Source organism: Hymenobacter jeongseonensis (assembly GCF_015694725.1).
In the GTDB taxonomy this organism is placed as follows: Bacteria; Bacteroidota; Bacteroidia; order Cytophagales; family Hymenobacteraceae; genus Hymenobacter; species Hymenobacter jeongseonensis.
In genome coordinates, this window is record NZ_JADQDQ010000003.1 from 498,316 (window position 1) to 524,381 (window position 26,066).

At 58.7% G+C, this 26,066-nt stretch carries 29 protein-coding genes; 8 read left to right on the plus strand and 21 right to left on the minus strand.

Going from position 1 to position 26,066, the window contains the following annotated elements:
* Positions 1 to 92 precede the first annotated feature (92 nt).
* Positions 93 to 962 (plus strand): nucleoside phosphorylase, encoded by an 870-nt coding sequence (locus tag I2I05_RS09125; RefSeq protein WP_196281919.1) that lies wholly within the window; start codon positions 93 to 95, stop codon positions 960 to 962.
* 25 nt (positions 963 to 987) lie between these two features.
* On the opposite strand, the gene I2I05_RS09130 is transcribed toward I2I05_RS09125, so the two are convergent.
* From I2I05_RS09130 to I2I05_RS09140, 3 genes are all read right to left on the minus strand, one after another.
* Entirely contained in the window at positions 988 to 1,206 is a 219-nt protein-coding gene (locus tag I2I05_RS09130; protein WP_230688234.1) for a hypothetical protein, read from the minus strand.
* Between the two features lie 38 nt (positions 1,207 to 1,244).
* Positions 1,245 to 1,550: a hypothetical protein gene (locus I2I05_RS09135; RefSeq protein WP_196281920.1), complete on the minus strand. Its 306-nt coding sequence runs from the start codon at positions 1,548 to 1,550 to the stop codon at positions 1,245 to 1,247.
* A gap of 105 nt (positions 1,551 to 1,655) precedes the next feature.
* Entirely contained in the window at positions 1,656 to 2,669 is a 1,014-nt protein-coding gene (locus I2I05_RS09140) for an acyl-CoA reductase (protein WP_196281921.1), read from the minus strand.
* A 194-nt stretch (positions 2,670 to 2,863) separates the two neighbouring features.
* On the opposite strand from I2I05_RS09140, the gene I2I05_RS09145 reads away from it, so the two are divergent.
* A complete protein-coding gene (locus I2I05_RS09145) occupies positions 2,864 to 3,214 on the plus strand; it encodes a 4Fe-4S dicluster domain-containing protein (RefSeq protein ID WP_196281922.1) in 351 nt (116 codons plus the stop codon).
* A gap of 166 nt (positions 3,215 to 3,380) precedes the next feature.
* A complete protein-coding gene (locus I2I05_RS09150) occupies positions 3,381 to 6,011 on the plus strand; it encodes a valine--tRNA ligase (protein ID WP_196281923.1) in 2,631 nt (876 codons plus the stop codon).
* A gap of 78 nt (positions 6,012 to 6,089) precedes the next feature.
* Here I2I05_RS09150 and I2I05_RS09155 read toward each other — a convergent pair whose 3' ends face one another.
* From I2I05_RS09155 to I2I05_RS09215, 13 genes are all read right to left on the minus strand, one after another.
* The gene (locus I2I05_RS09155; RefSeq protein ID WP_196281924.1) at positions 6,090 to 6,284 is read right to left on the minus strand and encodes a hypothetical protein; all 195 of its coding nucleotides are present in this window, start codon (positions 6,282 to 6,284) and stop codon (positions 6,090 to 6,092) included.
* A 133-nt stretch (positions 6,285 to 6,417) separates the two neighbouring features.
* Entirely contained in the window at positions 6,418 to 7,815 is a 1,398-nt protein-coding gene (locus tag I2I05_RS09160) for a dihydrolipoamide acetyltransferase family protein (RefSeq protein WP_196281925.1), read from the minus strand.
* Positions 7,816 to 7,925: 110 nt separating this feature from the next.
* A complete protein-coding gene (locus tag I2I05_RS09165) occupies positions 7,926 to 8,276 on the minus strand; it encodes a hypothetical protein (protein ID WP_196281926.1) in 351 nt (116 codons plus the stop codon).
* 89 nt (positions 8,277 to 8,365) lie between these two features.
* A complete protein-coding gene (locus I2I05_RS09170) occupies positions 8,366 to 8,722 on the minus strand; it encodes a hypothetical protein (RefSeq protein ID WP_196281927.1) in 357 nt (118 codons plus the stop codon).
* Between the two features lie 77 nt (positions 8,723 to 8,799).
* Complete coding sequence (gene accC / locus I2I05_RS09175; protein WP_196281928.1) at positions 8,800 to 10,146, minus strand: acetyl-CoA carboxylase biotin carboxylase subunit; 1,347 nt, start codon at positions 10,144 to 10,146, stop codon at positions 8,800 to 8,802.
* Positions 10,147 to 10,271: 125 nt separating this feature from the next.
* Positions 10,272 to 10,739 carry an acetyl-CoA carboxylase biotin carboxyl carrier protein gene (accB, locus tag I2I05_RS09180; RefSeq protein WP_196282040.1) on the minus strand — a complete coding sequence of 156 codons (468 nt, stop codon included), beginning with the start codon at positions 10,737 to 10,739 and terminating at the stop codon, positions 10,272 to 10,274.
* Positions 10,740 to 10,822: 83 nt separating this feature from the next.
* Entirely contained in the window at positions 10,823 to 11,386 is a 564-nt protein-coding gene (gene efp, locus I2I05_RS09185) for an elongation factor P (RefSeq protein ID WP_196281929.1), read from the minus strand.
* A 114-nt stretch (positions 11,387 to 11,500) separates the two neighbouring features.
* On the minus strand, positions 11,501 to 12,496 hold the full coding sequence (locus I2I05_RS09190) for a beta-ketoacyl-ACP synthase III (protein ID WP_196281930.1): 996 nt from the start codon (positions 12,494 to 12,496) through the stop codon (positions 11,501 to 11,503).
* Positions 12,497 to 12,646: 150 nt separating this feature from the next.
* Positions 12,647 to 13,588, minus strand: coding sequence for a phosphate acyltransferase PlsX (gene plsX, locus I2I05_RS09195; RefSeq protein WP_196281931.1), 942 nt, complete (start codon positions 13,586 to 13,588; stop codon positions 12,647 to 12,649).
* Between the two features lie 115 nt (positions 13,589 to 13,703).
* Positions 13,704 to 13,934, minus strand: coding sequence for a 50S ribosomal protein L32 (gene rpmF, locus I2I05_RS09200; RefSeq protein WP_196281932.1), 231 nt, complete (start codon positions 13,932 to 13,934; stop codon positions 13,704 to 13,706).
* 60 nt (positions 13,935 to 13,994) lie between these two features.
* Positions 13,995 to 14,528, minus strand: coding sequence for a YceD family protein (locus tag I2I05_RS09205; protein ID WP_196281933.1), 534 nt, complete (start codon positions 14,526 to 14,528; stop codon positions 13,995 to 13,997).
* Between the two features lie 191 nt (positions 14,529 to 14,719).
* Positions 14,720 to 15,751 (minus strand): 4-hydroxythreonine-4-phosphate dehydrogenase PdxA, encoded by a 1,032-nt coding sequence (gene pdxA / locus I2I05_RS09210; protein ID WP_196281934.1) that lies wholly within the window; start codon positions 15,749 to 15,751, stop codon positions 14,720 to 14,722.
* A 115-nt stretch (positions 15,752 to 15,866) separates the two neighbouring features.
* Positions 15,867 to 17,327: a leucyl aminopeptidase family protein gene (locus I2I05_RS09215; RefSeq protein ID WP_196281935.1), complete on the minus strand. Its 1,461-nt coding sequence runs from the start codon at positions 17,325 to 17,327 to the stop codon at positions 15,867 to 15,869.
* A gap of 203 nt (positions 17,328 to 17,530) precedes the next feature.
* On the opposite strand from I2I05_RS09215, the gene rsmA reads away from it, so the two are divergent.
* From rsmA to I2I05_RS09240, 5 genes are all read left to right on the plus strand, one after another.
* The gene (rsmA, locus tag I2I05_RS09220; protein WP_196281936.1) at positions 17,531 to 18,364 is read left to right on the plus strand and encodes a 16S rRNA (adenine(1518)-N(6)/adenine(1519)-N(6))-dimethyltransferase RsmA; all 834 of its coding nucleotides are present in this window, start codon (positions 17,531 to 17,533) and stop codon (positions 18,362 to 18,364) included.
* Between the two features lie 45 nt (positions 18,365 to 18,409).
* Positions 18,410 to 19,417, plus strand: coding sequence for an NAD(P)-dependent oxidoreductase (locus I2I05_RS09225; protein ID WP_196282041.1), 1,008 nt, complete (start codon positions 18,410 to 18,412; stop codon positions 19,415 to 19,417).
* Positions 19,418 to 19,518: 101 nt separating this feature from the next.
* Positions 19,519 to 19,995 (plus strand): transcription elongation factor GreA, encoded by a 477-nt coding sequence (greA, locus tag I2I05_RS09230; RefSeq protein WP_196281937.1) that lies wholly within the window; start codon positions 19,519 to 19,521, stop codon positions 19,993 to 19,995.
* 140 nt (positions 19,996 to 20,135) lie between these two features.
* The gene (locus tag I2I05_RS22330; protein ID WP_196281938.1) at positions 20,136 to 20,963 is read left to right on the plus strand and encodes a nuclease A inhibitor family protein; all 828 of its coding nucleotides are present in this window, start codon (positions 20,136 to 20,138) and stop codon (positions 20,961 to 20,963) included.
* Positions 20,964 to 21,124: 161 nt separating this feature from the next.
* Entirely contained in the window at positions 21,125 to 22,093 is a 969-nt protein-coding gene (locus tag I2I05_RS09240) for a lipoprotein (RefSeq protein ID WP_196281939.1), read from the plus strand.
* A gap of 47 nt (positions 22,094 to 22,140) precedes the next feature.
* Here the strand turns inward: I2I05_RS09240 and I2I05_RS09245 are convergent, their stop codons facing one another.
* The 5 genes from I2I05_RS09245 to I2I05_RS09265 form a co-directional block, all read right to left on the minus strand.
* The gene (locus tag I2I05_RS09245) at positions 22,141 to 22,536 is read right to left on the minus strand and encodes a hypothetical protein (RefSeq protein WP_196281940.1); all 396 of its coding nucleotides are present in this window, start codon (positions 22,534 to 22,536) and stop codon (positions 22,141 to 22,143) included.
* Positions 22,520 to 23,122, minus strand: coding sequence for a class I SAM-dependent methyltransferase (locus I2I05_RS09250; protein WP_230688264.1), 603 nt, complete (start codon positions 23,120 to 23,122; stop codon positions 22,520 to 22,522). The genes I2I05_RS09245 and I2I05_RS09250 overlap by 17 nt, the downstream gene beginning before the upstream one ends.
* A gap of 149 nt (positions 23,123 to 23,271) precedes the next feature.
* Positions 23,272 to 24,012 (minus strand): DUF2071 domain-containing protein, encoded by a 741-nt coding sequence (locus tag I2I05_RS09255; RefSeq protein WP_196281942.1) that lies wholly within the window; start codon positions 24,010 to 24,012, stop codon positions 23,272 to 23,274.
* A gap of 8 nt (positions 24,013 to 24,020) precedes the next feature.
* Positions 24,021 to 24,389, minus strand: coding sequence for a DoxX-like family protein (locus I2I05_RS09260; RefSeq protein WP_196281943.1), 369 nt, complete (start codon positions 24,387 to 24,389; stop codon positions 24,021 to 24,023).
* A gap of 18 nt (positions 24,390 to 24,407) precedes the next feature.
* Positions 24,408 to 25,871, minus strand: a complete 1,464-nt coding sequence (locus I2I05_RS09265; RefSeq protein ID WP_196281944.1) for a DNA/RNA non-specific endonuclease — start codon at positions 25,869 to 25,871, stop codon at positions 24,408 to 24,410.
* Between the last annotated feature and the right edge of the window lie 195 nt (positions 25,872 to 26,066).

Here is a 26,066-nt window from a genome sequence, read left to right on the forward strand (position 1 = left end):
AGCAGCAAAATCCTCCGCTTCCTTCCGGGCCAACTGTGAAACGTAACCACCTGGGTTTAGCTTTTTTCAACCCGGGTTTTCAGTTCTTTCCAATGATTCCATCCTCTGAGCTCATCCTTAATCCCGACGGCAGCATCTACCACCTCAACCTGATGCCTGACCACATTTCCGACACCATTCTCACCGTGGGCGACCCGGCGCGGGTGGCGCAGGTGAGCCGTCATTTCGATTCGGTGGAGTTCGAAACCACGCACCGCGAGTTTGTGACCCATGTGGGGTATTACCGTGGGAAGCGCCTCACGGTGCTGAGCACCGGCATGGGCACCGACAACATCGACATTGTGATGAACGAGCTAGACGCGCTGGTCAACATCGACTTCGTGTCGCGCACGGTGCGGCCGGTAGAGGAACGGCTGAGCTTGCGCATCATTCGGCTTGGTACCAGTGGCAGCTTGCAGGCCGACGTGCCCATTGGCGCCATGCTGGCTACTGAGCACGCCGTGGGCCTGGACAGCCTTATGCAGTTCTATCCGCTGGTAGAAACCGGCCTCGAAACCGAAATCGCCACCGAGTTGCAACAGTCGCTCGGCCTTCCGTTTGCGCCGTACGTGGTTCGGGGTTCCGATTTGCTACGCGAGCAGGTGGGGGCCGGCATGGTGATGGGCAATACGCTCACTTGTCCCGGTTTCTACGGGCCTCAAGGCCGCGTGCTACGCCTCGATTTGCGCCAACCGGATTACATATCGCAGCTGCAAAACTTCCGGCACCAAAGTGCGGAAGGGGAGTTCCGCTTAAGCAATTTTGAGATGGAAACCGCCGGCTACTACTCGCTGGGCCGTTTGCTGGGCCACGAAGTGCTTTCCCTCAATGCCATCGTTGCCAACCGAGCCACGGGCGAGTTTGCGGAAAATGCCGGCGCCGTGGTCGATGCAATGATTGAGCGCACACTCTTGCGGCTCTAAACTGCTGCTTACTGCAACGGGGAGCTTAAATGATGCCGCCGCCAATAAACAGGCGGACGCAGGCAATGAGGATGGCAATGCCATTGAGCATCATGCCGGTTTTGCGTTGCCCAAAGGCGCCGATAATCAGCCCAATCACGGCAAAAACCAGGATAAACCAGTTGGCCCACCCCAAAAGTGGAAACAGGGCCAACACGGCCAGCAATAGCGCCACAATCCCCCAGAGTGTTGAAATGATGTTCATTGGAATAATCAACTTAATGCCGGTGGGGCAACAACAGGCTAATAGAAGTCGAACCCAAGCACCGCCCGCAAGGGCAGCATAGCGCCTGATTTCAGCGTCAGGTGTTCGGCATCGGCGGCCCAAACGGTGGTGGCCACGCGTTTGGTGGCGCCGTCGGCCGTTTGGAAATAGATGTCCAGCTTGCCGTGGTAGGCGTTGCCCAGCGTCACGGCCCGGTCGGCATCGGCCCGCCGGCGTTGGCGGTCAGCTACTTCGGTCAGAACATCTTCGGGCGAAAAAAGCAGGCTTTCGAGGGCTTCTTTTTCAACTATTTCGACAGTAGCGGCGGCGGGAATAAACGACATGGTGAAACGGGATTAGCTGAACAGCCAAAATGAGGAAGTAGTGGAACTCAATTTTGCGTGTAAACGGGATTTCAACCGCATCAGTCTAGGTTTTTCGGAAAAAAACTAAGGCAGCTGGGCCAGGAATTCCATGGTGTCCACGCGGTCGGCGTATTCATCGACGCCCGGCGACTGGGCTTGGCCAAAAGGCAGGCTGCCCGCAAACCGACCGCCGGCGGAAACTACGCATTGTGTTTGGGCCGCAATGTCGGTTAGCTGGTCCACCAGGTCTACTTCGCTGGCGTACTCGGCGTAGTGCACCACCGAAATGGGCGAAACCAATGCGGGGCTGGGCCGCAACAGCAAAAAACCGTTGTCGAAATGCGCCACCCGGTTCACCAACAAAATGCTTTTGTTGTAATCGTAATTATTGTTGTATTTGTGGTGGTTGAGTACGCCTTCGCAGGTTTGCAAGGCATCAAGCAGGGGCACAAAACTGTAGTCAGTGGGCACAAATAGCTTGCTCACATTGCGGCAGCCCAGACCGTAGTACTGGAAAATGTCTGGCCCGAGCTTGGCTAGTTCTTCGCTGGTTTCCTGGCCCGTGAGCACGGCCACGCTGGTGCGGTTGCGGCGGATGAGGTGGGGCTTCTTGCCAAAATAATACTCGAAATACCGGGCCGTATTATCCGAGCCGGTGGCAATGAAGGCATCGGCTGCATTCAGCCGGGGCAGTATCTGGATGAAAGCGGCAAAGCGTGGCTCCAGTCGCGTGATTTCATCGATTAGCCAAGTCATCAGCACGGTGTCATCGGCGCTGAGCTTGGCCAGCAGCACGTGCCCACTGAGTAGCACGCACAGCAGGTCATGGAAACCCACCATTGGGATGTTGCCGGCCATCACTACCCCAATTTGGTGCACGGTGGTGGGTTCGGCCGGGTAGCGGCTGGCCCAGTGGCGCAAGGGCGCTTCGCTTAGCATATGGGCAATGCCGGCCACGGCGGCCGCCACGCTGGGCTCGTCGAACCAGGCATTTTGGTTGCGGGCGCGCGCGGCCAGCGTGGTGATTTCTTCGGGGGAAAGGGCCGTGAGGCGGTGCCCCAAGGCTACAAAAGCAGCTAAACGTTCGGCGTGATTCATAGCGAAAAGAGGGGGTCCGAGCAGAATACTTGGACCAGAGCGGACAAATGCCCCGCAAAATTGGGCTAAACCATGCAAACCCAACCGTTGTTGGTTAATTTTGCTAGCCCAAAGAACGGCGCCGGCCGGGCGTTTTACGTAAAGCTGGCAAGTTCCCCTTTGGTTTCCCCTCACTACCTGACCCCCGACGCCCCATGGCCATCATGATAACCGACGAGTGCATCAACTGTGGTGCCTGCGAGCCGGAATGCCCCAACAATGCTATTTACGAGGGCGGCGCCCAGTGGCGCTGGGCCGATGGCACCAGCCTGAAAGAAGTAACTGCCGCCGACGGCAGCGTGGTGAGCGGTACCGCTCCCCAAACGCCGGTATCGGATGAGTACTACTACATTGTGTCCGATAAATGCACCGAGTGCGTGGGCTTTCACGAAGAACCCCAATGCGCCGCCGTTTGCCCCGTCGATTGCTGCGTGGACGACCCGGACTTGCGCGAAACCCGCGAGCGGCTTCTCGAAAAGAAGGAATGGCTGCATATCGCCGCGTAGCTTTCTGAAAATCAAATCCAAAAAAGGCCGCTTCCCTGGAAGCGGCCTTTTTCGTGTCGCTGGCCTTGCTGTCAAAGGCCGATGAGCTGCCTTAGGCAGTTTATTGATGAGTGAGTCCCGCGTTTCTAATGCCTATTTTTGCGGCTTCTGATTCTAGCACCATTTTATGTCCCTCGCCACCACCTATTCGCCCACCGACGTTGAAGCCAAATGGTATCAGCGCTGGCAGGAGCAAGGCTTTTTCAAGGCTACCGCCAACCCGAAAAAGGTCCCATATACCGTTGTGATTCCGCCGCCGAACGTGACTGGGGTGCTGCACATGGGCCACATGCTGAACAATACCATTCAGGACGTGTTGGTGCGCCGCGCCCGCATGCAGGGCAAGGAGGCCTGCTGGGTGCCCGGAACCGACCACGCCAGCATTGCTACCGAAGCCAAAGTGGTAGCGCAGCTCAAGGAGCAGGGCATTGCCAAGAGCGACCTCACCCGCGAGCAGTTCCTGGGCCACGCATTCGAGTGGAAGGAAAAGTACGGCGGCATTATTCTCGAGCAGCTAAAGCAACTGGGCGCTTCCTGCGACTGGGACCGCACGCGCTTCACCATGGAGCCCGAGCTGACCGAGGCGGTGCTACGCGTCTTCGTCGATTTGTACAACAAAGGCCTGATTTACCGCGGCGTTCGCATGGTGAATTGGGACCCCGAAGGCCGCACCGCTATCTCGGACGAAGAGGTGATTGCCAAGGACGTGCAGGCCAAAATGTATTACCTTAACTACGCCGTGGTAGGGCAGGAGGACCAGTTTCTGACCGTGGCCACGTCGCGGCCCGAAACGATTATGGCCGACGTAGCCGTAGCCGTGAACCCCACTGACCCGCGCTACGCCCATTTGGCGGGCGCCAAAGTAACGATTCCGCTACTGGGCCGCGAAATCCCGGTGGTTTTCGACGAGTACGTATCAGTAGAATTTGGAACCGGCGCGCTGAAAGTGACGCCCGCCCACGACCTGAATGACTACGAGTTGGGCGTGAAGCACAACTTGCCCGTCATCGACATTCTGGCCGATAACGGCACACTCAACGAAAAAGCGGTGCTCTACGTGGGCCAGGACCGGTTTGCCGCGCGCAAGCAAATTGCTAAGGATTTGCAGGAAGCCGGCTTACTCGTCAAAATTGAAGAGTATGCCAGCATCGTGCAGACTTCGGAGCGCACCAAGGCCGTAATCGAGCCCAAGCTCAGCCTGCAGTGGTTCCTGAAAATGGAGCACCTTGCCAAGCCCGCGCTGGAGGTGGTGGAAAACGACACCATCAAGCTGCACCCGCCCAAGTTCAAGAACATGTACCGGGCCTGGATGGAAAACGTGCACGACTGGTGCATCTCGCGCCAGCTGTGGTGGGGCCAGCAAATTCCGGCCTACTACCTGCCCGATGGCACCTTCGTGGTGGCCCTGACGGCCGAGGCTGCCCTGGAACAAGCCCGTGCCCAAAGCGGCAACGCCGACCTGCAGCTAGCCGACTTACGCCAGGACGAAGACGTGCTCGATACCTGGTTTTCGTCGTGGCTGTGGCCGATTTCGGTTTTCGACGGGTTCAAGGACCCCGACAACGCCGATATCAACTATTTCTATCCCACCAACGACCTGGTGACCGGGCCGGACATCCTGTTCTTCTGGGTGGCCCGCATGATTATGGCCGGGCTGGAATTCCGCAAGGAAATCCCGTTCAAAAACGTGTACCTGACCGGCATTGTGCGCGACGCCCAGGGTCGTAAAATGAGCAAGCAGCTCGGTAACTCGCCCGACCCGCTCGACCTTATTGCTCAGTACGGTGCGGATGGCGTGCGCACCGGCATGCTGTTTTCGGCCCCTGCCGGCAACGATTTGCTTTTCGACATGAAGCTGGTGGAGCAGGGCCGCAACTTCTCCAACAAGCTCTGGAACGCCTTCCGCTTGGTGAAAGGCTGGGAGGTGGATGCGGCGCTGCCCTTCGTAAATGAAAAGCCGGTGCTGTGGTTTGAAGCCAAGCTGCAGGCCGCCATCATCGAGCTCGACGACCATTTCGAAAAGTTCCGGATGAGCGATGCGCTGATGACGGTGTACAAGCTCGTATGGGACGATTTCTGCGCCCTGTACCTGGAGATGGTGAAGCCCACCTACCAGCACCCCATCGACGCGGAAACGCTGCGCCACACCACGGCTTACCTCGAAACGCTGCTCAAGCTGCTGCACCCCTTCATGCCCTTCATCACCGAAGAGCTGTGGCACGAGCTGGCCGAGCGCGGCCCCCGCGACTACGTGACTGTGGCTCCCTGGCCAAAGGCCAGCGCCGCTGCCGTGCCGCCGCGCATACTGGCCGATATGGACAAAGCTCTGGCCGTAGTAGCCGGCATTCGCACTGTGCGCAACCAGAAAAACATCGGTCCCAACAAGCCCTTAGCCCTGGTAGCCAAAACCGATGAGGCCGCGCTGCTGACCGATTTCGACGGCATTATCCGCAAGCTGGGCAGCATCTCGAAAGTGACGTTCGCCGATGCCGGGCCCGCCGCTTCGGTGAGCTTCGTGCAGGGCGGCAGCGAGTTCTTCATTCCCCTCGAAGGCCACATCGATATGGCTGCCGAGCGCACCCGCCTCGAGAAAGAGCTGGAATACGCCCAGGGCTTCCGCGAATCGGTGCAGCGCAAGCTGGGCAACGAAAAATTTGCCCAAAACGCCAAGCCCGACGTGCTGGAGCGCGAGCGCCAGAAACTAGCCGACGCCGAAGCGAAAATCACGGCTCTGGAGCAGGCTTTGGTTAGCTTATAATACCGCCAACCAAAAGCAAAAAGGCCCTCTCCTAATTCAGGAGAGGGCCTTTTTGATTGGAGGGGCGACCAGATGATACTATTGCGGCGGCTGGCCCGCCTTCTTCTGCATGGTGGCCAATTGATTCTGCAGTTGAAAAGTCACTTTCTCGCAATCAGAGAATCGCTGCTCGGAAGCCTGTAGAGCTTTTTGGGTGGCCGAAAGGTGCTGGTATAAATAGCCAATCAGGCCCAAAGCCAGGACGAGGGCGCCTAAAACAAAGATGTTTTTCATGTACGTTTCTTTAAATAAGAACGTCATGCTGAGCTTGTCGAAGCATCTCTACCGCAATAGTAATATCAATTACTACTGCGGTAGAGATGCTTCGACAAGCTCAGCATGACGTTCAACTAAGGTCTCAATATCTTTAAATGGCCGTATTCGGGTCGAACTGCTCCAGGTAATCGGCCACTTTGCGCACGAACATGCCGCCGAGCGAGCCATCTACCACGCGGTGGTCGTAGCTGTGGGAGAGGAACATAAACTGGCGCACGCCGATGAGGTCGCCCTGCGGCGTTTCAATCACGGCGGGCTTCTTCTTGATGGCGCCTACGGCCATGATGGCCACTTGCGGCTGCATGATGATGGGCGTGCCCATCACGTTGCCGAACGAACCCACGTTGCTCAGCGTGTAGGTGCCGCCTTCGAGGTCGGCGGGGGTGAGCTTGTTGGCACGGGCCCGGTTGGCCAGGTCGTTCATCTTTTTGCTCAGGCCATTCAGGTTCAGCTGGTCGGCGTTGTGAATCACCGGCACAATGAGGTTGCCGCTGGGCAGGGCCACGGCCACGCCGATGTTGATGTCGCGCTTCTTGATGATGTAGTCGCCGTCAATCGACACGTTAATCATCGGGTAGTCCTGAATGGCGCGGGCCACGGCCTGGATGAAGATGGGCGTGAAGGTGAGGTTTTCGCCCTCGCGCTTCTTGTAGGCATCCTTGTGCTTGTTGCGCCAGTTCACGAGGTTCGTCACGTCGGCTTCCACGAAGCTGGTGACGTGCGGCGAAATGCGCTTCGAGTCCACCATGCGCTGCGCAATCATCTTGCGCATGCGGTCCATCTCAATCAGCTCTTGGCCGCCGCTGACACTGGGCATGGCTTTGGTGCTGGGAGCCGATGCAGCGGGTGTAGCAGCCGGGGCCGGAGTGGTAGCTGACTGGGGATGTGCCTGGGCAACCGGCGCAGGAGCCGTCGCAACAGCCGCGGGAGCCGCACTGGGGGTCAGGGGCTGTTTGCCGCTGGCTACGTAGTCCAGAATATCTTTTTTGGTTACTCGGCCTTCTTTGCCTGTGCCGGGCAGGTACTCTAGGTCGGTCATGCTCACGCCCTCTTCGCGGGCAATGCTGAGCACCAGCGGCGAAAGAAAGCGGCCGGGCTGGTGCACTGCCGCCTGCTGGCTGGCTTGTGGGTCGTGGGGCTCGGGCAGGTAGGGCACAGCAGCTGCGGGACTGCCGTTGCTAGAGGGTGCAGCTGCCGCTTGCGGCGCGGTGGGGGCACTGGCCGGGGCGGCGGCAACTGCCGCGGCAGCATCAGTTTCCATAATGGCGATGGGCGCACCCACGGCCACGACCTGGCCTTCCTGCACCAAAATCTCCTGCAACACGCCCGCGTAAATGGCGGGAACTTCGGTATCAACTTTGTCAGTGGCTACTTCCAGCACTGATTCGTCCTGCTCAATGGAGTCGCCAACTTGCTTGAGCCATTTCAGGACGGTGCCTTCCATGATGCTTTCGCCCATTTTGGGCATCGTCATTTCCACTCGTGCCATATTAGGAGGGGTATTTTGGGAATTAAGGTGGGATGGGAATTTGGTGGGACAAAGGTAGCCAGAAAGCTGAACGCCCCCGGCGCAAAGCGGCGGGGGCGTTTAAATCAATATCAAGGATTCAGCACGTCGCTGGTGGTGCGGTGGAAATGTTTGCGCTTCAGCTTGCGCCGAATGGCCGGTGGTATGGACTCGCCATTGTTGTAGCGCCGAATGATAGCCGCCTCGTTTTCGGTGCTGTAGTCACTGGCCTTCAATGTGCCCGCAATCGTAAATGCGGTGCTGGCCAAGGCGTCCTGTCGGGCCTCCTGGGCCGTGCGGGGCCTGCCAACACGCTCGGCATAAAGTGCCTTTACTGCCGAACTATCCCTGATTGATTGTAGGCCCTGGCCACTAGCGCGCTTCTCGCGAAACAGCTTGTGCACGGCAAAAACAGTATCGAGCCCCTGGCTAAAGGCTGGCATAGCTCCACTTAGCAGGAGGCTTAGCAAGACGTATTTTATCATGTTGCAGCAGTTTTCTAGTAGAGTCGGCAATGATAATGTCGCCCGTACTACTCCACTGTGATAACCGGCAGCCCTTCCTCTGTTAAATCGCCGCCCGTAGTGGCCGCTTCCTGCCGAAACTTAGAGAAGCAAATAGTACGGTTCGAAGCAAAGCGGTTGGTGGGGTCGCTGATGATGACAACGTGCTCAAAAGTGCCAAACTCCTTCCCCTCGTACATCAGGCGTTGCTTAATGCCCAAATCCGGCTTGTTCACCACGTTCACATAGATGGACCGGCCCACCGCTTTAGGCCCCGGCTTGGCATAGAGCACCGTGGTTTCGATGCTGCCGTTGCATTCATCGGCGCAGCTGCCTAGCAACACACCGATTCCTAGGAAAATGACGGATTGGAATACTCTCTTCATTGCGATAATGAAAAACTGTAAACAGCAGCGCCTAACCATTTTGGGTTAGGCGCTGCTGTCAAATAGTAGATTAAAGTCTAAATCGTCGAGAAATCAAACGACTGCTCCAGAAATGCCGTCGTGAAATTGCCCTCGTTGAACTGCGCGTTGTCCATCAGCGCTAGGTGGAAGGGGATAGTCGTTTTCACTCCTTCTACCACGAACTCGCTCAGGGCGCGCTTCATTTTTACGATGCACTCCTCGCGGGTTTGAGCCACGGTGATGAGCTTGGCAATCATCGAATCGTAATTGGGCGGGATGGTGTAGCCCGCGTACACGTGCGTATCCACGCGCACGCCGTGGCCACCGGGGATGTGCAGCGTTGTGATTTTGCCCGGTGCGGGGCGGAAGCCGTTGCGCGGGTCCTCGGCGTTGATGCGGCACTCCATGGCGTGCATCTTCGGGAAGTAGTTTTTGCCCGAAATCGGGATGCCCGCCGCCACCTTGATTTGCTCCTTAATGAGGTCGTAGTTGATGATTTCCTCCGTCACCGGGTGCTCCACCTGGATGCGGGTGTTCATCTCCATGAAGTAGAAGTCGCGGTTGGCATCCACCAGGAATTCAATGGTGCCCACGCCCTCGTAGCCAATGGCCGAAGCGCCGGCCACGGCGGCTTTGCCCATTTTCTCGCGCAAGGCGTCGGTCATGAACGGGGAAGGTGCTTCTTCCACCAGTTTCTGGTGGCGGCGCTGGATGCTGCAGTCGCGCTCCGACAGGTGGCAAACGTGGCCGAACTGGTCGCCCACAATCTGTACCTCGATGTGGCGGGGCTCCACCACAAACTTCTCCAGGTACATGCCGTCGTTGCCGAACGCCGCCTTGGATTCCGTCCGGGCATCGTCCCAGGCCTTCTGGAATTCGTCGTCGGAGTGGATGATGCGCATGCCGCGCCCGCCGCCACCGGCCGTGGCCTTCAGAATGACGGGGTATTTGATTTTGTTGGCAATTTTCTTGCCCTGCTCCACCGAATCCAGCAAGCCCACCGAGCCGGGAATGCAGGGCACGCCGGCCTTAATCATCGTGGCTTTGGCCGTGGCCTTGTCGCCCATCTGGTTAATCATCTCGGGCGAGGCCCCGATGAACTTGATGCCGTTTTCGGCGCAGATGCGCGAGAATTCCGCGTTTTCCGATAGGAAACCGTAGCCGGGGTGAATGGCGTCGGCGTTGGTGATTTCGGCGGCCGAAATCAGGTTGGGCATGCTCAGGTAGGACTGCGACGAAGCGGGCGGGCCGATGCACACGGCTTCGTCGGCAAACTTCACGTGCAGGCTTTCCTTGTCGGCAGTCGAGTACACGGCCACCGTTTTGATGCCCATTTCCTTGCAGGTGCGAATAATGCGCAGGGCAATTTCGCCCCGGTTGGCGATGAGTATTTTCTTGAACATTGGGTGGGATAGTCAGGAATAAAAAAACTGTCATCCTGAGCGGAGCGAAGGACCTTATCAAGTCAGAACAGGTCGTTCCAGCGTGATAAGGTCCTTCGCTCCGCTCAGGATGACAGACGTATTAACTACTCAATCAAAAACAACGGCTGGTCGTACTCCACGGGAGTCGCATTCTCTACCATTGCCTTCACGATGCGGCCGCTTTCCTCCGCTTCAATTTCGTTGAACAGCTTCATAGCTTCGATGATGCAGATAACCTGACCTTTCTCTACCATGTCGCCTACTTGCACGAAAGCCGGAGCATCCGGGCCGCTGCTGCGGTAGAACGTGCCAATCATTGGGGCCTTCAGGGCGCGGTGGTTGGCTACGGGAGCCTCGGCAGGAGCAGCCGTGGCGGGTGCGGCGGGCGCAGGGGCCGCGGCGGCAGCTGGTGCGGGGGCGTGGTTTTGGGCCGGCGCCGCCATGCTTACTACGTGCTTGGTGTTGGGGTCACGCTGCACCGAAATCTTAAATTCTTCGGTTTCAATGTTAACCTTGTTGAGGCCCGACTTGGCAATAAAATCGAGCAGCTCCTGTAATTCTTTGGCTTTCATGGCAGCGTCCTTTTTGGGCGAATTTGACATATTCAATAAGCGGCTGGTTGTGGGCTATTAGCTAGTAACTAACGCCTTAGGATTTACTTCACGCGCTCAACGTAGCTATAGTCGCTGGTCTTGATGCGGATTTTGGTATCTACATCAACAAACAGTGGCACCTGAATCCGGGCGCCGGTTTCTACCGTGGCGGGCTTTAGCGTGTTGGTAGCGGTGTCACCCCGCAGGCCGGGCTCGGTGTAGGTCACCACGAGGTCCACGGTGGTGGGCAGTTCGGCGGTGAGGGGTTGCTCGGTTTCGGCGTGGAACAGGATGGTAACCTCCTGGCCTTCCTTCATGATGTCGGCGAAAGGCACCAGGGCTTCGGGCAACACCACTTGTTCGAAGGTCGAGTTGTCCATGAAGTTGTAGCCGTAATCGTCTTTGTAGAGGAACTGGTGGGGGCGTTGCTCCACGCGGGCCGTTTCCACCTTCACGCCAGCGTTGAAGGTGTTGTCGATGGTGCGGCCGGTTTTGATGTTGCGCATTTTGGTGCGCACAAAAGCGGGGCCTTTGCCGGGCTTCACATGCTGAAACTCGGTGATGACGTGCAGCTCGTTGTTGTAATTGAGAACGAGGCCATTGCGGAAGTCGGCGGTACTTGCCATGGTAATTAGGATTTAGCGGTTGACGGTTAAAATCGAACGCCTAATTGGCGTATCAATCAACGTTAAACTGCCCGTTGGGTGGGAAAATTCGTGAAAAAAGTGCGGCGGCTGCGCTTATTTGGGGTCGTAGGCCCATTTCAGGTAAATGGACCCCCACGTGAAGCCGCCCCCGAAAGCGGCCAGCACCAGGTTGTCGCCCTTGCGCAGCTGGCTTTCGTAGTCGGCCAGGCACAGCGGAATGGTGGCGTTTGTGGTGTTGCCGTAGCGGTGAATGTTGAGCATCACCTTCTCGGGGCCCACGCCCATGCGGTTCGCGGTAGCGTCGATGATGCGCTTGTTGGCTTGGTGCGGCACCAGCCACGCCACGTCGTCGTTGCTGAGGTGGTTGCGCTCCATCACCTGGGCGGCCACGTCGGCCATGCTCTTCACGGCAAACTTGAACACCGTGGCGCCTTCCTGGTAGATGTAGTGCTCCTTGTTATCCACGGTTTCGTGGGACGGTGGGCGGCGGCTGCCGCCGGCTTTCTGGTGCAGGTAAGCTTCGCCGCTGCCATCGGTACGCAGCACGTGGTCGAGCAGGCCGAAGCCTTCGGAGTTGGGCTCTAGCAGGACGGCGGCGGCACCGTCGCCAAAGAGAATGCAGTTGGCGCGGTCGGTGTAGTCCACGATGGACGACATCTTGTCGGCGCCCACCACTATCACCTTCTTATACGTGCCGGCCTGAATGAACTGCGCGCCCGTGGCCAGCGAAAACAGAAAGCTGGAACACGCCGCGTTCACGTCGTAGCTGAACGCCTTGGTAATGCCCACGCCGTTGGAAATGATGTTGGCCGTGGCCGGAAACAGCACGTCGGGCGTGGTGGTAGCACAAATCAGCAGGTCAATGTCCTCGGGATTGGTGCCGGTTTTTTCCAGAAGCTGCCGTACCGCTTTAATACCCATTACGGAAGCCCCCTGGTTTTCTCCTTTTAGGATGCGCCGCTCCTTGATGCCGGTCCGGGACAAAATCCACTCATCGGTGGTTTCTACCAGTTTTTCAAGCTCGGCATTGGTAAGCACATATTCGGGCACGTAAGCACCCACGCCGGTGATGGCAGCAGTAATCTTCATATGGGCAAAAGTAGGCGGGGCAAGCGAGAAATGGGCAAAGCAGAATAAAAAAGCGCTACCATAACGCCCATTATGCCCTGGAGAGTGACGAAAGCAATTGTAAAAAAAATCCGGCCGGAGCCGGAAGTTTTCCCCCGCTCGAAGCGGGTGTTAGGACTTAAAAGTAGCCTTTATTTGGTCCACAATTCCGGACTCGGCCATATTGAAGCCTTGCACCAGCATGTTGCAGATGGCCAACGGCGTGCTACGGCCGTGGCCGATAATGGCATTGTCGTTAATGCCCAGGATGGGGGAGCCCCCCACGGCTTCGTAGTTGAACTTGTCGAAAAACGGGTCGTGAATGTTCTTCTCCTCCATCATCTCATAAATGGACTCGGCCATTTTCAACAAGATGTTGCCGGTGAAGCCATCGCAGACCACCACATCGGCCTTTTCGTTGAACATGTCGCGGCCTTCGATATTGCCCACGAAATGGATGTGCGGGTTGGCCTTCAGCAACTGGTGCGCGGCTTGGGTATTGGGCGTGCCCTTGCCTTCTTCCTCGCCCAGGTTCACCAGGCCCACTTTGGGCTTGTCGATGCCCAACACGTACTGCGCGTAGAGCGAACCCAACTCGCCGAACTGCTCCAGCATTTCAGGCTTGCATTCCGCATTGGCACCTACGTCGAGCAGGATGCCAAATTTGTCGTGCTTTTTAGGGACGAAGTTGGCAATAGCGGGGCGGATTACGCCGGGCACTGCCTTCACCGTGAACATGGCGCCCACGAGCATGGCGCCCGTGTTGCCGGCCGAGCAAAAGGCCTCGACTTCGCCGGTAAGGAGCAATTTATAGCCGATGGCGATGCTGGAATCCTGCTTTTGCTGGAAGGCTTTGGCGGGGTGCTCGGCCATTTCGATGACCTGCGAGGCCGGAACAAATTCGAGGGCAGCACCCGCAGGGCCAGCGGCATCAAGCAGGGGTCGCACGGCGTCTTCCTGGCCAATCAGGACGATGGTGGCCCGGCCGGCGAGTTGTTCGGCGGCCAACAGGGCACCCGCCACGGCGGCTTGGGGGGCGAAATCGCCGCCCATTGCGTCGAGGGCTATTTTCATGTAAAAGGTGTTTGGGGAGGTCAGGGTGAGGGGTGGTAACCAAAAGTCCGGCCCCGCAGGCTTACAAAAGCGCGAAGCCGGACCGTAAGGTACCGCGAATTAACAACCTGACGCGCTATTCGTCGTCGCCGGTAGCATCGGCAGCGGGCGCAGAGCTCACCTTCGAGTAGTTTTTGATGGCCAGCTGGCCGTTGTGGTACAGGTCGCCATCCACTACGTAGGCCTTGTGGCGCAGGTGCAGCTCGCCCGTGTTGGGGCACAAGGTAACGGCCTTCGGGGTAAGCTTGTAGTGCGTGCGACGCTTATCGCGAACGGAGGAAGAGGTGCGGCGCTTAGGATGAGCCATGGTTTTGTTGAATTAGGGAATTTGAAGTTTCAGTAAACGAGTAAGGGCGACTCGGGGCGCTTAGTTCAGGTTGCGCAGGGCGGCCCAACGCGGGTCGGCCGGCTCGTCGTCATCAGGCGCATCATCGGCAGGACGGGTGCTGAAAATGAGCTTGGTGGGAGCGTCAGGGTTTTCATCGGCTTCGTTCTGGAAGCGCGGATGCAGCTTCTTCATGGGCAGCGCCAGGCCGATGTAATCGTACAGGTGCTGCGCCAAGGGCAGGGACTGGGTTTCGGGCGTGATTTGCAGCACGTTGTCGTCCAGTTCCTTGTTCTCGTCGCCGAAACGCACCAAGAGCTGCTCGTCAATGTCCATCGGCTGGTCGAACTCGTCCAAACTGCGGTCGCAGGTCAGGCGCACGGTGCCAGTGATGTGGAAATTGAGGGTAAGCAGCCGCTCGGTTTTAATGAGCTCCACGTCGGCGTGCAGATTGCCTTGTTCCACCAAAGGCTGGTCGAATAAGGCAAAAAAGTCGGGACCCAACTCGTACTCAAAATGGTGCGTTTTCAGCGCCAGCTTGGCTAGGTTGATGTCGTATTGGCTTTCTTTTTTCACGGTCGGCTTGATAGCAGGGGGCAAAAGTAGTGAAAATCCGGCTTTTTGCCAAAAGATAAGCCCAACTTTCTTAGCGTTTTCAGCCGCAAACGGCTGGTTTTTACGCCGAAGGTCAGTCCTGCTCTGGCAAATTGCACGGACCCCTATACGTTGCGCGCCCCGTAATGGTGCCCGAATTGGTGGTGCAACTCCTAGCGAGCCGAGCGCGGCTGGGCATCTTCCCACCGCTGCTTCCACACTTCACAAGCCAAGTAAACAGCGGCCCGGAATGACGATTCATTGGCCTTGAACTGCCCCGCCAGGCCATACGCCGTGCCGTGGTCGGGGGAGGTGCGCACCACCGGCAGGCCGGCGGTAAAATTTACACCCTGCTCAAAAGCCATCAGCTTAAACGGAATCAGGCCTTGGTCGTGGTACAGCGCCAGGGTGGCATCGAACTGCCGGAACTGCTGGGTGCCGAAATAGCCATCGGCCGGGAAAGGCCCGAACACCAACTGCCCATCCTGCGCAAACTGCTGGATTATGGGTGTTACAATATCACCTTCCTCGCTGCCCAGCAGGCCGTTTTCACCCGCGTGGGGGTTCAGACCCAACACCGCAATGCGCGGCCGCAGGATGCCGAAATCCTGCTTCAAGGACTTGAGCAGTAGCGTGATTTTGGTGCGCAGCAACTCGGCGGTGAGGCGGGCGGGCACGTCCTTGAGCGGGATGTGGCCCGTGACGGTGGCAATGCGCAAGCCGCTTTCGTCCACCAGAAACATCAGGCTTTCGGGTACCCCGAAATAGCTGGTCAGGAACTCGGTGTGGCCGGGGAAACGGAAGTCGTCGGCCTGGGTATTGTCCTTGCTGATTGGAGCCGTGACAATGGCGTCCAGCTTACCGGCCTTCAGGTCGCGGCTGGCGGCCAGCAGGCTTTCGCGGGCAGCTTGGCCGGTTGCGGCCGAAGGTTGCCCGGGCGCCAGCACAAAGTCTTCCTCCCAGCAGGTTACGGCGTTGAGCCGGCCGGGCGCGATATCCGCCGCGTCGCGCAACTGGCGGAACATGAGCGGCTCGGCATCAGGCGCCACCGGAAAATCGTGGAACAGGTCCGTTGCCGTGCCGTAGACAACCGGGGTGCAAATTTTGAGGAGCCGCTCGTCGAGCAGCGTTTTGTAAATGACTTCGGGGCCGATGCCGGCGAGGTCGCCCACGGAAAAGCCGAGGCGGGGAAGGTTTTGGGGCATTGCTATCAGAGGAACGTCATGCAGAGCGCAGCGAAGCATCTCGCGTGCTATTATGTCTCAATCGATTGGGTTATTAGTGGCATGCGAGATGCTCCGCTGCGCTCTGCATGAAGGGCTATTTCGACAGTTTATTTGTCAGAAACGCGTACAGCAAGCGCACGCCCATGCCGGTGCCGCCTTTGCCGCGGTAGCTCTCGGGCGCGGTGAGGAAAGCCGGGCCGGCAATATCCAGGTGAATCCAGGGGTAGCCTTTGGCGAAGCGCTCTAGGAACTTGGCGGCGGAAATCTGGCCGGCTTCGCCCTTGCCCAGGTTGCTGAGGTCGGCAATGTCCGACTTGATGTGGTCGGCGTACTCGTCCCAGAGCGGAAATTCCACGAGGCGTTCGTGCACGCGGTGGCCAGCGGCCGAAAGTTCTGCCAAGGTCGCCGTATCGGCCGTGCCCATCACGGCAGTGGCTTCGGTGCCCAGGGCCCGCACGGCAGCGCCGGTGAGGGTGGCGAGGTCGATAACCAGTTCGGGGTCGTATTTCTTGGCGAAGCTGAGGGCGTCGGCGAGGAGCAGGCGGCCTTCGGCGTCGGTGTTTTTTACTTCCACCGTGAGGCCGCTGTGCATGGTGATGACGTCGCCGGGCGCGTAGGCGAGGCCACCGGGGCGGTTATCGGTGGCCGGTACGAGGCCGATAACGTGCAGCGGCACGTTGTTTTTGGCCAGGGCATAGAGGGTGCCGGCTACGGCGGCACCGCCAGCCATGTCGCACTTCATCATGTCCATGCTGTTGGGCGTGGGCTTGAGGCTGAGGCCACCGGTATCGAATACCACGCCTTTGCCTACCAGCACGTAGGGCTTGGCGTTTTGGGCGCCTTCGGGCTTCCATTCCAGGATGCTGAAGGTGGGCGGCTCGGGCGAGCCCAAGTTCACGGCGAGCAGGCCGCCCATGCGCAAGGCTTCAATTTTGGGCAGGTCTAGGATGTCGGTGGTATAGCCGGCCTCATCGCCCGCCGTGGCAATGCTCTCGGCCAATTGAATGGCATTGAGCTTATTGAGTGGAGCATTGACCAGGTTGCGGGCCAGAGTGACGCCTTGCAGCAAGCCGTCGAGCTCGGTGAGCGAGGCGGGCGTGGCCGCGTCGCCCACGACGGAGATGGTGGTGAGCGTGGCGGGCTTCCGCGACTTCTCGTCGGTTTTGTAGCCTTCAAACTGGTAGGCCGTCAGGGCCAAGCCTTCGGCGAGGAGCAGGGCCGCGTCCGGAGTTTCGCTCAGGTTGTGAATGAAAATTTCGGCCGTTTTTTCTTTTTTCAACTGGCCGTGCAGGGCGTGGCCGCTGCGGCGCAGGGCCTCGGCTACTTGCTCGGGCGTGGGCTTCTTGGCCAGCACCACAAAGTAGTGCTGGTGGCTGAAATGGTTGAGGTGAACGAGCTTCTGGTCATCGGCCAGCGCGGTGGCTACGTACGCCTGGGCTTCGGCCGAAAGGTCGCCGGCGGCGCCGGTGGGCAGGGTGGTGGTGCCGTTCGACAGGATGAAGACCTGCGTGGATTGGGCCGGCGCGGCGGCCACGTGGGCAAGGGCTAGGGGCATGAGCGGGAATGAAGGCCGTAGATTTGAGTCCGCAAGGTACTGTTTAGGTAGCAAGGTTTTTTTGATGGGATTTAGAATACCGTCAGGCCGAGCTTGCCGAGGCATCTCTGCCGCTTTGCTGCGGCAGCATGAAGTACTTGCGGGTGAGCGTTGCTTCGGCAAGCTCGGCCTGACGTTCTGTTAATCCTTTACGCCTCACTATCGTGAATACCGTTCGCCCTAAAAAACACCTTGGCCAGCACTTTCTGGCCGACCCCAACATTGCCCGCAATATCGTGGGCGCTTTGCAACTGCCGGATGGCGTGGGGCAGGTGCTCGAAATCGGGCCGGGCATGGGCGTGCTCACCCAGTATTTGCTGCAAAACCCGGCCTACCAAACCAGTGTGGTGGAGATTGATACCGAATCGGTGGCATATTTGAAAGTGCATTACCCGGCGCTGGAAAACCGGATTTATGCCACCGACTTTCTGCGCCAGGACCTGAGCACCATGTTCCCAGACCAGAAGTTGGCCATCATCGGCAACTTCCCTTACAACATTAGCAGCCAGATTTTCTTTCAGGTGCTGGCCAACCGGCAGCAGGTGCGGGAAGTGGTGGGCATGATTCAGAAGGAAGTAGCCCAGCGCCTGGCCGAGCCACCTGGCTCCAAAACCTACGGCATCCTGAGCGTGCTGCTGCAAGCCTATTATAAGATTGACTACCTGTTTACGGTGCCGCCACACGTGTTTGTGCCGCCACCCAAGGTCGAATCGGCAGTAGTGCGCCTCACCCGCAACGAAACGGAGAAACTCGACTGCGACGAGAAGCTGTTTTTCCGGGTGGTTAAGCAGGCGTTTCAAACGCGCCGCAAGACGCTGCGCAATGCGCTCAAGCCCTTTGGCCTGCCGCCCGAAGCCACCGCAGATGCCATTTTTGAGAAACGGGCCGAGCAACTGGGTGTGGCCGAATTTGTAGGACTGACCCAGCGAATTGGGCAGCATAATGCCGGTGCCAGTGCCGCTTTGCCCGATTTAGATTTGAATGACCTTGCCGAGTAAGCCACGGCCCGAGGCCCTGCACCTGCCGCTATGAAGCCAGTAGAAATGTCTGAGAACGGTAAAAACGCACTCGTATCCCAACACTACAGAAGTGTGTGCTTAGTAGTAGATGAAATGCATCCCTCACTGCACGAAATGCTACAGGCAATAGGGGTCGACATTCACTACCAACCCAACCTCACGGCTGCCGAAGTGCCCGTGGCTCTGGCCGCTTTTCCCTACGATGGCCTGATGGTGCGCAGCAAGCTGCGCATTACCGCCGACCTGCTGGCGCACGGCCCGCACCTGCGCTACGTGGCCCGCGCCGGCGCCGGAGTGGATAACATTGACGAACCGGCCTTGGCTTCCGCAAATGTGACGCTCCTGAATGCGCCGGAGGGCAACCGCGATGCCGTGGGTGAATACGCCCTGGGCTTGCTGCTGGCCCTGTTCCGCAATATCACGCGGGCCGACTACGAAGTGCGCCAGGGCCAGTGGCGCCGCGAGGCCAACCGGGGCGAGGAAATTGGCGGCAAAATCATCGGGCTGCTGGGCTACGGGCACATGGGTCGGGCGTTTGCGCGACGGCTCAGCAGCTTTGGCTGCACCGTGCTGGCCCACGATATCGACCCCAACTGCGTGCCCGATGACTTCGCCACACTGGTGAGCTTGGCCGAACTGCAGGCCCGCGCCGAGGTCCTGAGCCTGCACATTCCGTACTCGCCCGCCAATCATCATTTCGTGAACCAGGGCCTGCTGACACAATTTTCGTCGGCCATCTGGCTGCTCAACACGGCCCGGGGCGAAGTGCTGGACCACGCGGCGCTGATAGCGGGACTGCAAGCGGGCAGCGTGCGCGGCGCGGCACTCGATGTGCTCGAAAACGAGCGGCTTGGCGCCCTTACCCTCGAGCAGCAAGCCCGGTTCGAATTTCTCAGCAGCGCCCCCAATGTGGTGCTTTCGCCCCACGTGAGCGGCTGGACGCACCAGAGCTACGCCCGCATCAACGAGGTGTTGGTTCACAAGATTGGGGCTTTTCTCACCTCCCGGCCCGGCGAGTTGGCGGGGAGCTAGCCCGTTTTGCGTATCTTTGCAAGGAACCTAAGGAGGGAGAACGGTTGGCAGTGCCAGCCGTTCTCCTTGCTTTTTAGCCAAACCGTCAGCATCTACATCTTATGGCCAGCACCATCAATTATTACACCCCCGAGGGCCTGCAAAAACTGAAGGATGAACTCCAGGACCTCAAAGTCCGGGGCCGCGCCAAGGCCGCCGAAGATTTGCGCGAAGCCCGCGACAAGGGCGACCTGAGCGAGAACGCCGAGTACGACGCCGCCAAGGACGCCCAGGGCCTGCTCGAGCTCAAAATCTCCAAGCTCGAAGAAGTAGTGGGCAACGCCCGCGTCATCGACGAAACCAACATGGACTTCAGCAAGGTGCTCATCATGAGCAAGGTGAAGCTGAAGAACCTGAAAAATAACATGGTGCTCGACTACACGCTTGTAGCCGAGGAAGAAGCCAACTTGGCCGCCGGCAAAATCTCCGTGAAGTCGCCCATCGGCAAAGGCTTGCTGGGTAAATCGGCCGGCGACACCGCCGAAATCACCGTGCCCGCCGGAAAGCTGCAGTTTGAGATTCTGGAAATCACCCGCTAGCCATTTCGTTAGTCATCAGTTTTAAGGGCAGCGCCGCAAGGTGCTGCCCTTTCTTTTTTAGCGTTTGGCTCGCCCTTAGCGGATTTGTTCTCGTTTATTCGCACTGACAACAGCACACTGCCCATCAGCATCCAAACTATATGCCTTCCATCTTCTCTCGCATCGTTTCCGGCGAATTGCCGGCCTACAAAGTAGCCGAGGACGGCCGCCATTTGGCCTTTCTCGACATCACGCCGCTGGTAGAAGGGCACGTACTGGTGATTCCGAAAAAGGAAACCGATTACATCTTTGACTTGCCGACGGACGAACTGGCGGCCCTGCACGCTTTCTCGCAGCGCGTGGCCAAGGCCGTGAAGGCCGCCGTGACCTGCAAGCGCGTGGGCGTTGCCGTGATTGGCCTGGAAGTACCCCATGCCCACATTCACCTCATTCCGATGACCAAAGTGTCGGATATGAATTTTGCCAATCCCAAGATTAAGGTGCCCGAGGCGCGCATGCAGGAGCTGGCCGCGGCCATCGCCGCCAAAGTGGAAGGCGGCAGCGGCCTAACCGAAGCAAAAGCCGGTTCCGAAGCTGGTGCGGTCATACCGCCGCCGCTCCAGGAAGCGGTGAAGGGCTTGCATTTCGTAAGTGAATCGGAGGCCCCACTGGAGGCCGTGGCTTATGCCGCCGCCGGTGGCGAGTTGTCCGAAGCGGCGCTACTGAAAGCTGTGGGCGAGCCCGCCGGTACGGCCATGGAAAAAGTGGAGCTGACACAATTTCTGCGAAACCACACGGCCGATGACGGCGTGTTGGGCGATGTAGAACTAGCCAACCGCTTCAAGGCCCTGCAAATGTTTATGAAGCAGGAGCTTGACGGCACGCAGGTATACCGCGTAGGCACCGGCGCCAAGGTGCACGCCTACGCCCTGGGCCGCACGACAGACGGCACGCTGGCCGGCTTCAAAACCGTGCTCACCGAAACATAGGCCAGACTCCATTAGATTAAGCGTTAATCGTTGGGCTGTTTTTTAGGAGAATATAAACAGGGATTTACGCTATGATAAAAAGGGCGTGCAACCTGTGGCAGCATGGGGCGGTCAGGCCTGAAAACGGGGCGTTCCCGTTCCAGTCGCTTATTCCTTTTTTTATGAAAAAAATCGTCACGCTTTTACTATTTGTGCTAGGCTTAAGCGGTTGCCAGTTGCAGCCCGCGTCTTTAGCTACCGACCAAGTCAATGCGGTGATAGGCAATGCTAGCTACGTGGCCGCGACCGGCCAGCTGCCCACCACGTCAACCCCTGACGAGGCGCGCGTGCAAGCCCACTTGGCATATGCCGAGCGCCTGCTACGTCAGAAGTCAACCACCGGCCTAAGTCCCACGCTCGCTCAACGGCGCGCCAACTTGCTCGATAAGCTGCACGCCTATTGGCAGGCCGGCGTATTCCCGCGCAATCATGATTACCCCAGTGAGCGACGCCCGTGCTTCATCGACCGCGACGGGCGGTTGTGCGCGGTGGGATTCTTGGTAGCGGAAACCGCGGGGCGGCCTGTGGCCGAACGAATCAACCAGCAGCACAAATACGATTTAATAACCGCAATGCGGACGCCCGCTCTGGCCGCTTGGGTGCAATCGTCGGGGCTCACGCTGGCAGAATGTGCCTTGATTCAGCCCACCTACGGCTCTCCAGTTACTCTAGGTTCTGCCACGGCTGTGCCCGTTCAAACTAGCTACGGCATCGGCTCCGCAATGTGGAGCGGGGTGAACGTAATGCTCGGTCTGGCCAACGCCAGCCAGTTTAATCAGCCAAATGCGGGACGGGGAGCTGCTTACGTCGGTTTGGTCAGTGGAACGGCCCAAGCGCTGTTGGGTGCGCTCCATTTACCGGCCGACATGCCCCCAATCACAGGCATTAATTCTATTCTGCCAGGCAAATCCTACGCTGCCGAACGAACTGTTTCGTTTCTCAATATTGGAGCTGGCACCGCCACCTTGGCCGTGAGTGCTTGGAACCTGCTGCATCATCGCAACGCCACGGTGGAGCGCACGGAGGTGGGCTTAGTCAATTATCCTGGCTCGGCAGGTGGAACTGGGTTGTCGCTCACGCGGCGATTCTAGCTGCGCGGGAGTTCAAGAAGGTTGCCTAGGCATGATGGCTAGCGCATCTACCCGAAGCTAACCAAGATAAAAACGGTGCTCAGGTACGCCCAAAAGATGGAAAAAACCACGTGGATGGTGGTTTCAAAACGCTTGCCTTGCCACAACACCGCTGAGTAGCCGAAGAACTGGATAAGCAGCCTGGCCAGCCAGAAAAGTCCGCAGCCCAGGGCCAATTTGCGACCGAGCACCGTGCTCACCAGTTCCGGGGCCGAAGTGAGGCAGAGCACACCCATCAGCAATACTGTGAAGGCGATGAAGAACGTGTGGACGTACATCATCTGCCGGTTTATTAGGCTCACGGCTGCAAACTCCTGCCGCCAATTGAAGTAGCGGGCAAAGGGCGCGTGTAGCAGCGCCAAGGCTACGAGTAAGAAGCCAATTACTTCAAGCTGCGCTTCCATTTTTACATAAAATAAAAGCGGTGACCAACGGCGTGATTTTGATTTCCTGCTGCACCTGTAGTCCGGCATCGCGGCAGGTGGCGTGCCAGGCGCGACGGGAATGGAAGTGCATAAAACCGACAGAATAGGCCAGGAAGTTGGCCGGGTCGCGCAAGTGTTCGGTCACGATAATGGAGCCGGCTGGCTTGGTAACGCGCTTCAACTCCCGGAAAAAGGCGGCCCGTTCCGCCGCATCCCGAATTTCGTGTGCCGATAAAAAGGCAAAAACCAAATCCATGGAGTCATCCGGCGCGGGCAACGCACCGCGGGTGTCAACTTGCTGGGTGCCGGGAAATGGTGCGTAGGCCCGGCGGGCGCGTTTGATGGAAACCTCCGTGTGGCGGGCCGGGTCATAAAAATCCACGGCTAGCAAGGCAAGCGGCGAGTACTTGCGGAGTAGCGCCGAACTGATTTCATCAAAGCCTGCAGATACCGTCAGGATTTTAGAATTGGCTGGCCAGGCAGAGGGAAGCCAATTGAGCCGATACAGGTTCGAGTAATCGTAGACGTAGGTAGAGGCTGCCAGGGAGGCCACGATGGGCAACATCAAGCAAACCAAAGCCACGATTACATATGGCCTGGCAACGGGTGGGGCCACTAGCCAGGCGAAAGCCAAGCACCCGGCGAGCACCATCGCAATGGCATAAAAATGCCAATTGAACCGGACCACATTCCACAGTCCCTGGAGTGGTTTTCTTAGCGGCGCCATTGTTCCGTACGACCTTTCTTCCAGTGGTAGGGCACATCCTGCAGAGCAAAGGCATTGGCCAAAACCAAGCTGCTAAGCTTCAGGTGCGTGAAAAAGCCTACGTGGCTGCTTTCAACAGCTACAGGTTGGGGCTCCCAGTGCTGGCGCACGCCTTCCACAATCAGCATGCGGGGTGAGCCGGCATCAATGGAAAAGGTGAAGGGCAAAGGCCCCGCGAAGCGGCGGGCTTCACTCCAAGTGGCAAAGGGGGACGCTGGCGGCAGGGGCACGGCTGAGCTGGCGGGAGCCAATCGAACGTGCAAATCCGATTGCTGGGAGTTCACCTCGAAACCTCCGCCTATTTGCTGCCGCACTATGTCGGTGGTCGTATACTGGTAATGCGTAAAGACATTGCCTAACGCGGACATGCGGGGCTTATCGGTTTCCGAACCCAGTATGTACAGGCCGCGTAGCCGCTTGCCGTTGGGCGCGGGGTAGCGCACGAAAGCGCGGTAGCCAATCAAATAGAAGTCTTGGCCCAGCCAGCTTGGGAACCCTTTAGGGCGCAAATTCCGGGTTTGCACCAGCGCCACCGCCAAGAAACCCCAGCGGTCGGCAAAGGAATCGGCCACCAGCGGCGCTGGAAGCAAGGCTTGGATTTCGGCCACCGGCGCGGCAAAAGTGAGCACCAGGGAGTGCTCAATAAACGCTTCTACCGCAAACGGATGGGTTTTCAGCCAGGACAGCATAGTGGGAGTTAGCGCGGGGAGAGGCGGGCGGCGGTAAATGTATGCCAGTAAATCAGCAAGCAGAACAATGCGGCAAAAACCGCGTTGGCGTGGCCCCACAAAAGCAGGTCGGGGGCCAGCCAAGCTTCAAGCAAATTCATGGACAGAATAAGCCCGATTTGCGCCAGTGCGCACCACCGGCGCTGAATCTGACTGACTACCCACAGCGCCATGCCAATCTCCGAAAGCCCAATCAGCCGCGTAAGCACCCCGGCATGAGCGGGCCCCAGAATGCGGGCCACAATGGCTTCGTGGCGCGGCACCAGCGCCAGCACTTTGCAGAGCAAGCCATTGGCCAGCCAAACCAAGGCAATGCAGTAGAGAATGAGGCGATGCATAAGGGGGCCGCGACTCACTTACTGCACTCTTCCGCCATCCACCAGCTTTTGCAGGCGGGCTTGGGTCTCACGGGGCAGGGCGCTCAACAAATCGAGGCCCGTGGCGGCTTCCAGCTTATCAACCGACGTGAGGTACTGCTGCCAGTCGGGGCTCACCGCGTTGTCGTTGGGCGTGTCGATGGCCAGCACGCGCACGCTGGGTTCGGTGGCTAGGCGCTGGAGGTCGTTCTGGCCCTCGGGCATAATGACCATGACTTTCCAAATGCGGGCGGGCACCGTCACGCGGCCTTGGTCGATGGTTTGGGCGAAGCCGTTGGCGCCGGTGCCGCCGCGGCCGTAGCTGCCCATCACGATGTAAAGTTCCTGCCCACGCTGCACTTGGGCGCGGCCGTATTCTTCGAGGCTGGCCCAGGTTTTTTGGTTGTTTTGCGGCGCTTGGGGCACCATGTTGGTCATCAGAAAAGTGGCCGAGTTGGCGTCGAGGTCGGCGGTGCGGTCGCCGCTGGGGCAGTTGTGGCCTTTGTCGAACCCGGAGCGGCTGTAGCTAGCCGCGCTCACCTGGTAAAACTGCCGCGGCAGGGCGGCATCGGGCCTAAAGTTGTTTTGGCGGGGCGCTTTGCCCAGGTCGCCGCGGCCCACGTGCCAGCTCACCCAGGTCGGAATGCCCCGGGCCGCGTGGTAACCAATAGTGAATTCGGGATGCACCAGCAGGTAGTTGCTCGCATTGGCCGGGTCGGAGGTGGCGCCGCTCGGGTTGCCGAGGGCGAGGTTGTCGGAAGGTGACGTGGGCGCCTGCGTTCTGCCCGTTGAAGGCTGCGTCGTGCGGGCGGTGGGCGCTTGCGCAGGAGCCGTAGGCTGGGTGCTGGTGCGGTTCTCAAAATAGCCCCCGGTTACCCCCGTATTCGCTGCCACGGCGGCGCCTTGGGCGGTTTCTAGCCGAATATCGTCGATATTGAGCCGGGCGTTTTGGCCGCTGGTCTTGCGGATTTCCAGGCGAATGGACTGGTTGGCGACGCCCTCAAAAACGTGGGGCACGAGCTGAGGGCCGCGGGTAGTGATGCGCTGCCCGGTTTGCTGGTAGCTGCGGCCGCCGTCGCGACTCAGCCAGAGCTCCCAGGTGCTGGGGTCGTCCTGCCCATAGGCCGCCGCGCTGATGCTTATGCGCTGCACGCCGGCGGGCACGTCGAAATTCATCCGGATACGGCCCAGGTTGTGCAGGCGAGCGGCCCGCTCCCCGTTCTTATGGTCCTGGGGGCTGTTGCCCACCAAGGCTTCGGCAAATTTCCAGGAGCCGGTGGCCAGGGGCTCGTCGGCTTCGGCATATGCGCCTTTGCTGCCGGTTTCAAAGGTTTCGGGAAATGGGGCTAGTGCGGACTGCTGGCGGGCTGCGGCGGGCTGCTGCCGCGAAGTAGTGTTTTCGGCGGATTGCTGCGAGCAGGCGAGCAGGGCAAATGCAAGGATGAGCAGGGATGGGCGATACATGGGACGAAGATATGTATGCCCGCAGGTGTGTAGTTATTGGAAGGCACTAAACGGCTTCAAGCATACACGAACCATCCTATCCCGTCATGCCGAGCGCAGCGAAGCATCTCGCGTGTGGTAGTAACCAATCGTATTGATTAGTGATAGCACGCGAGATGCTTCGCTGCGCTCGGCATGACGGCCGTTTATGTTAGG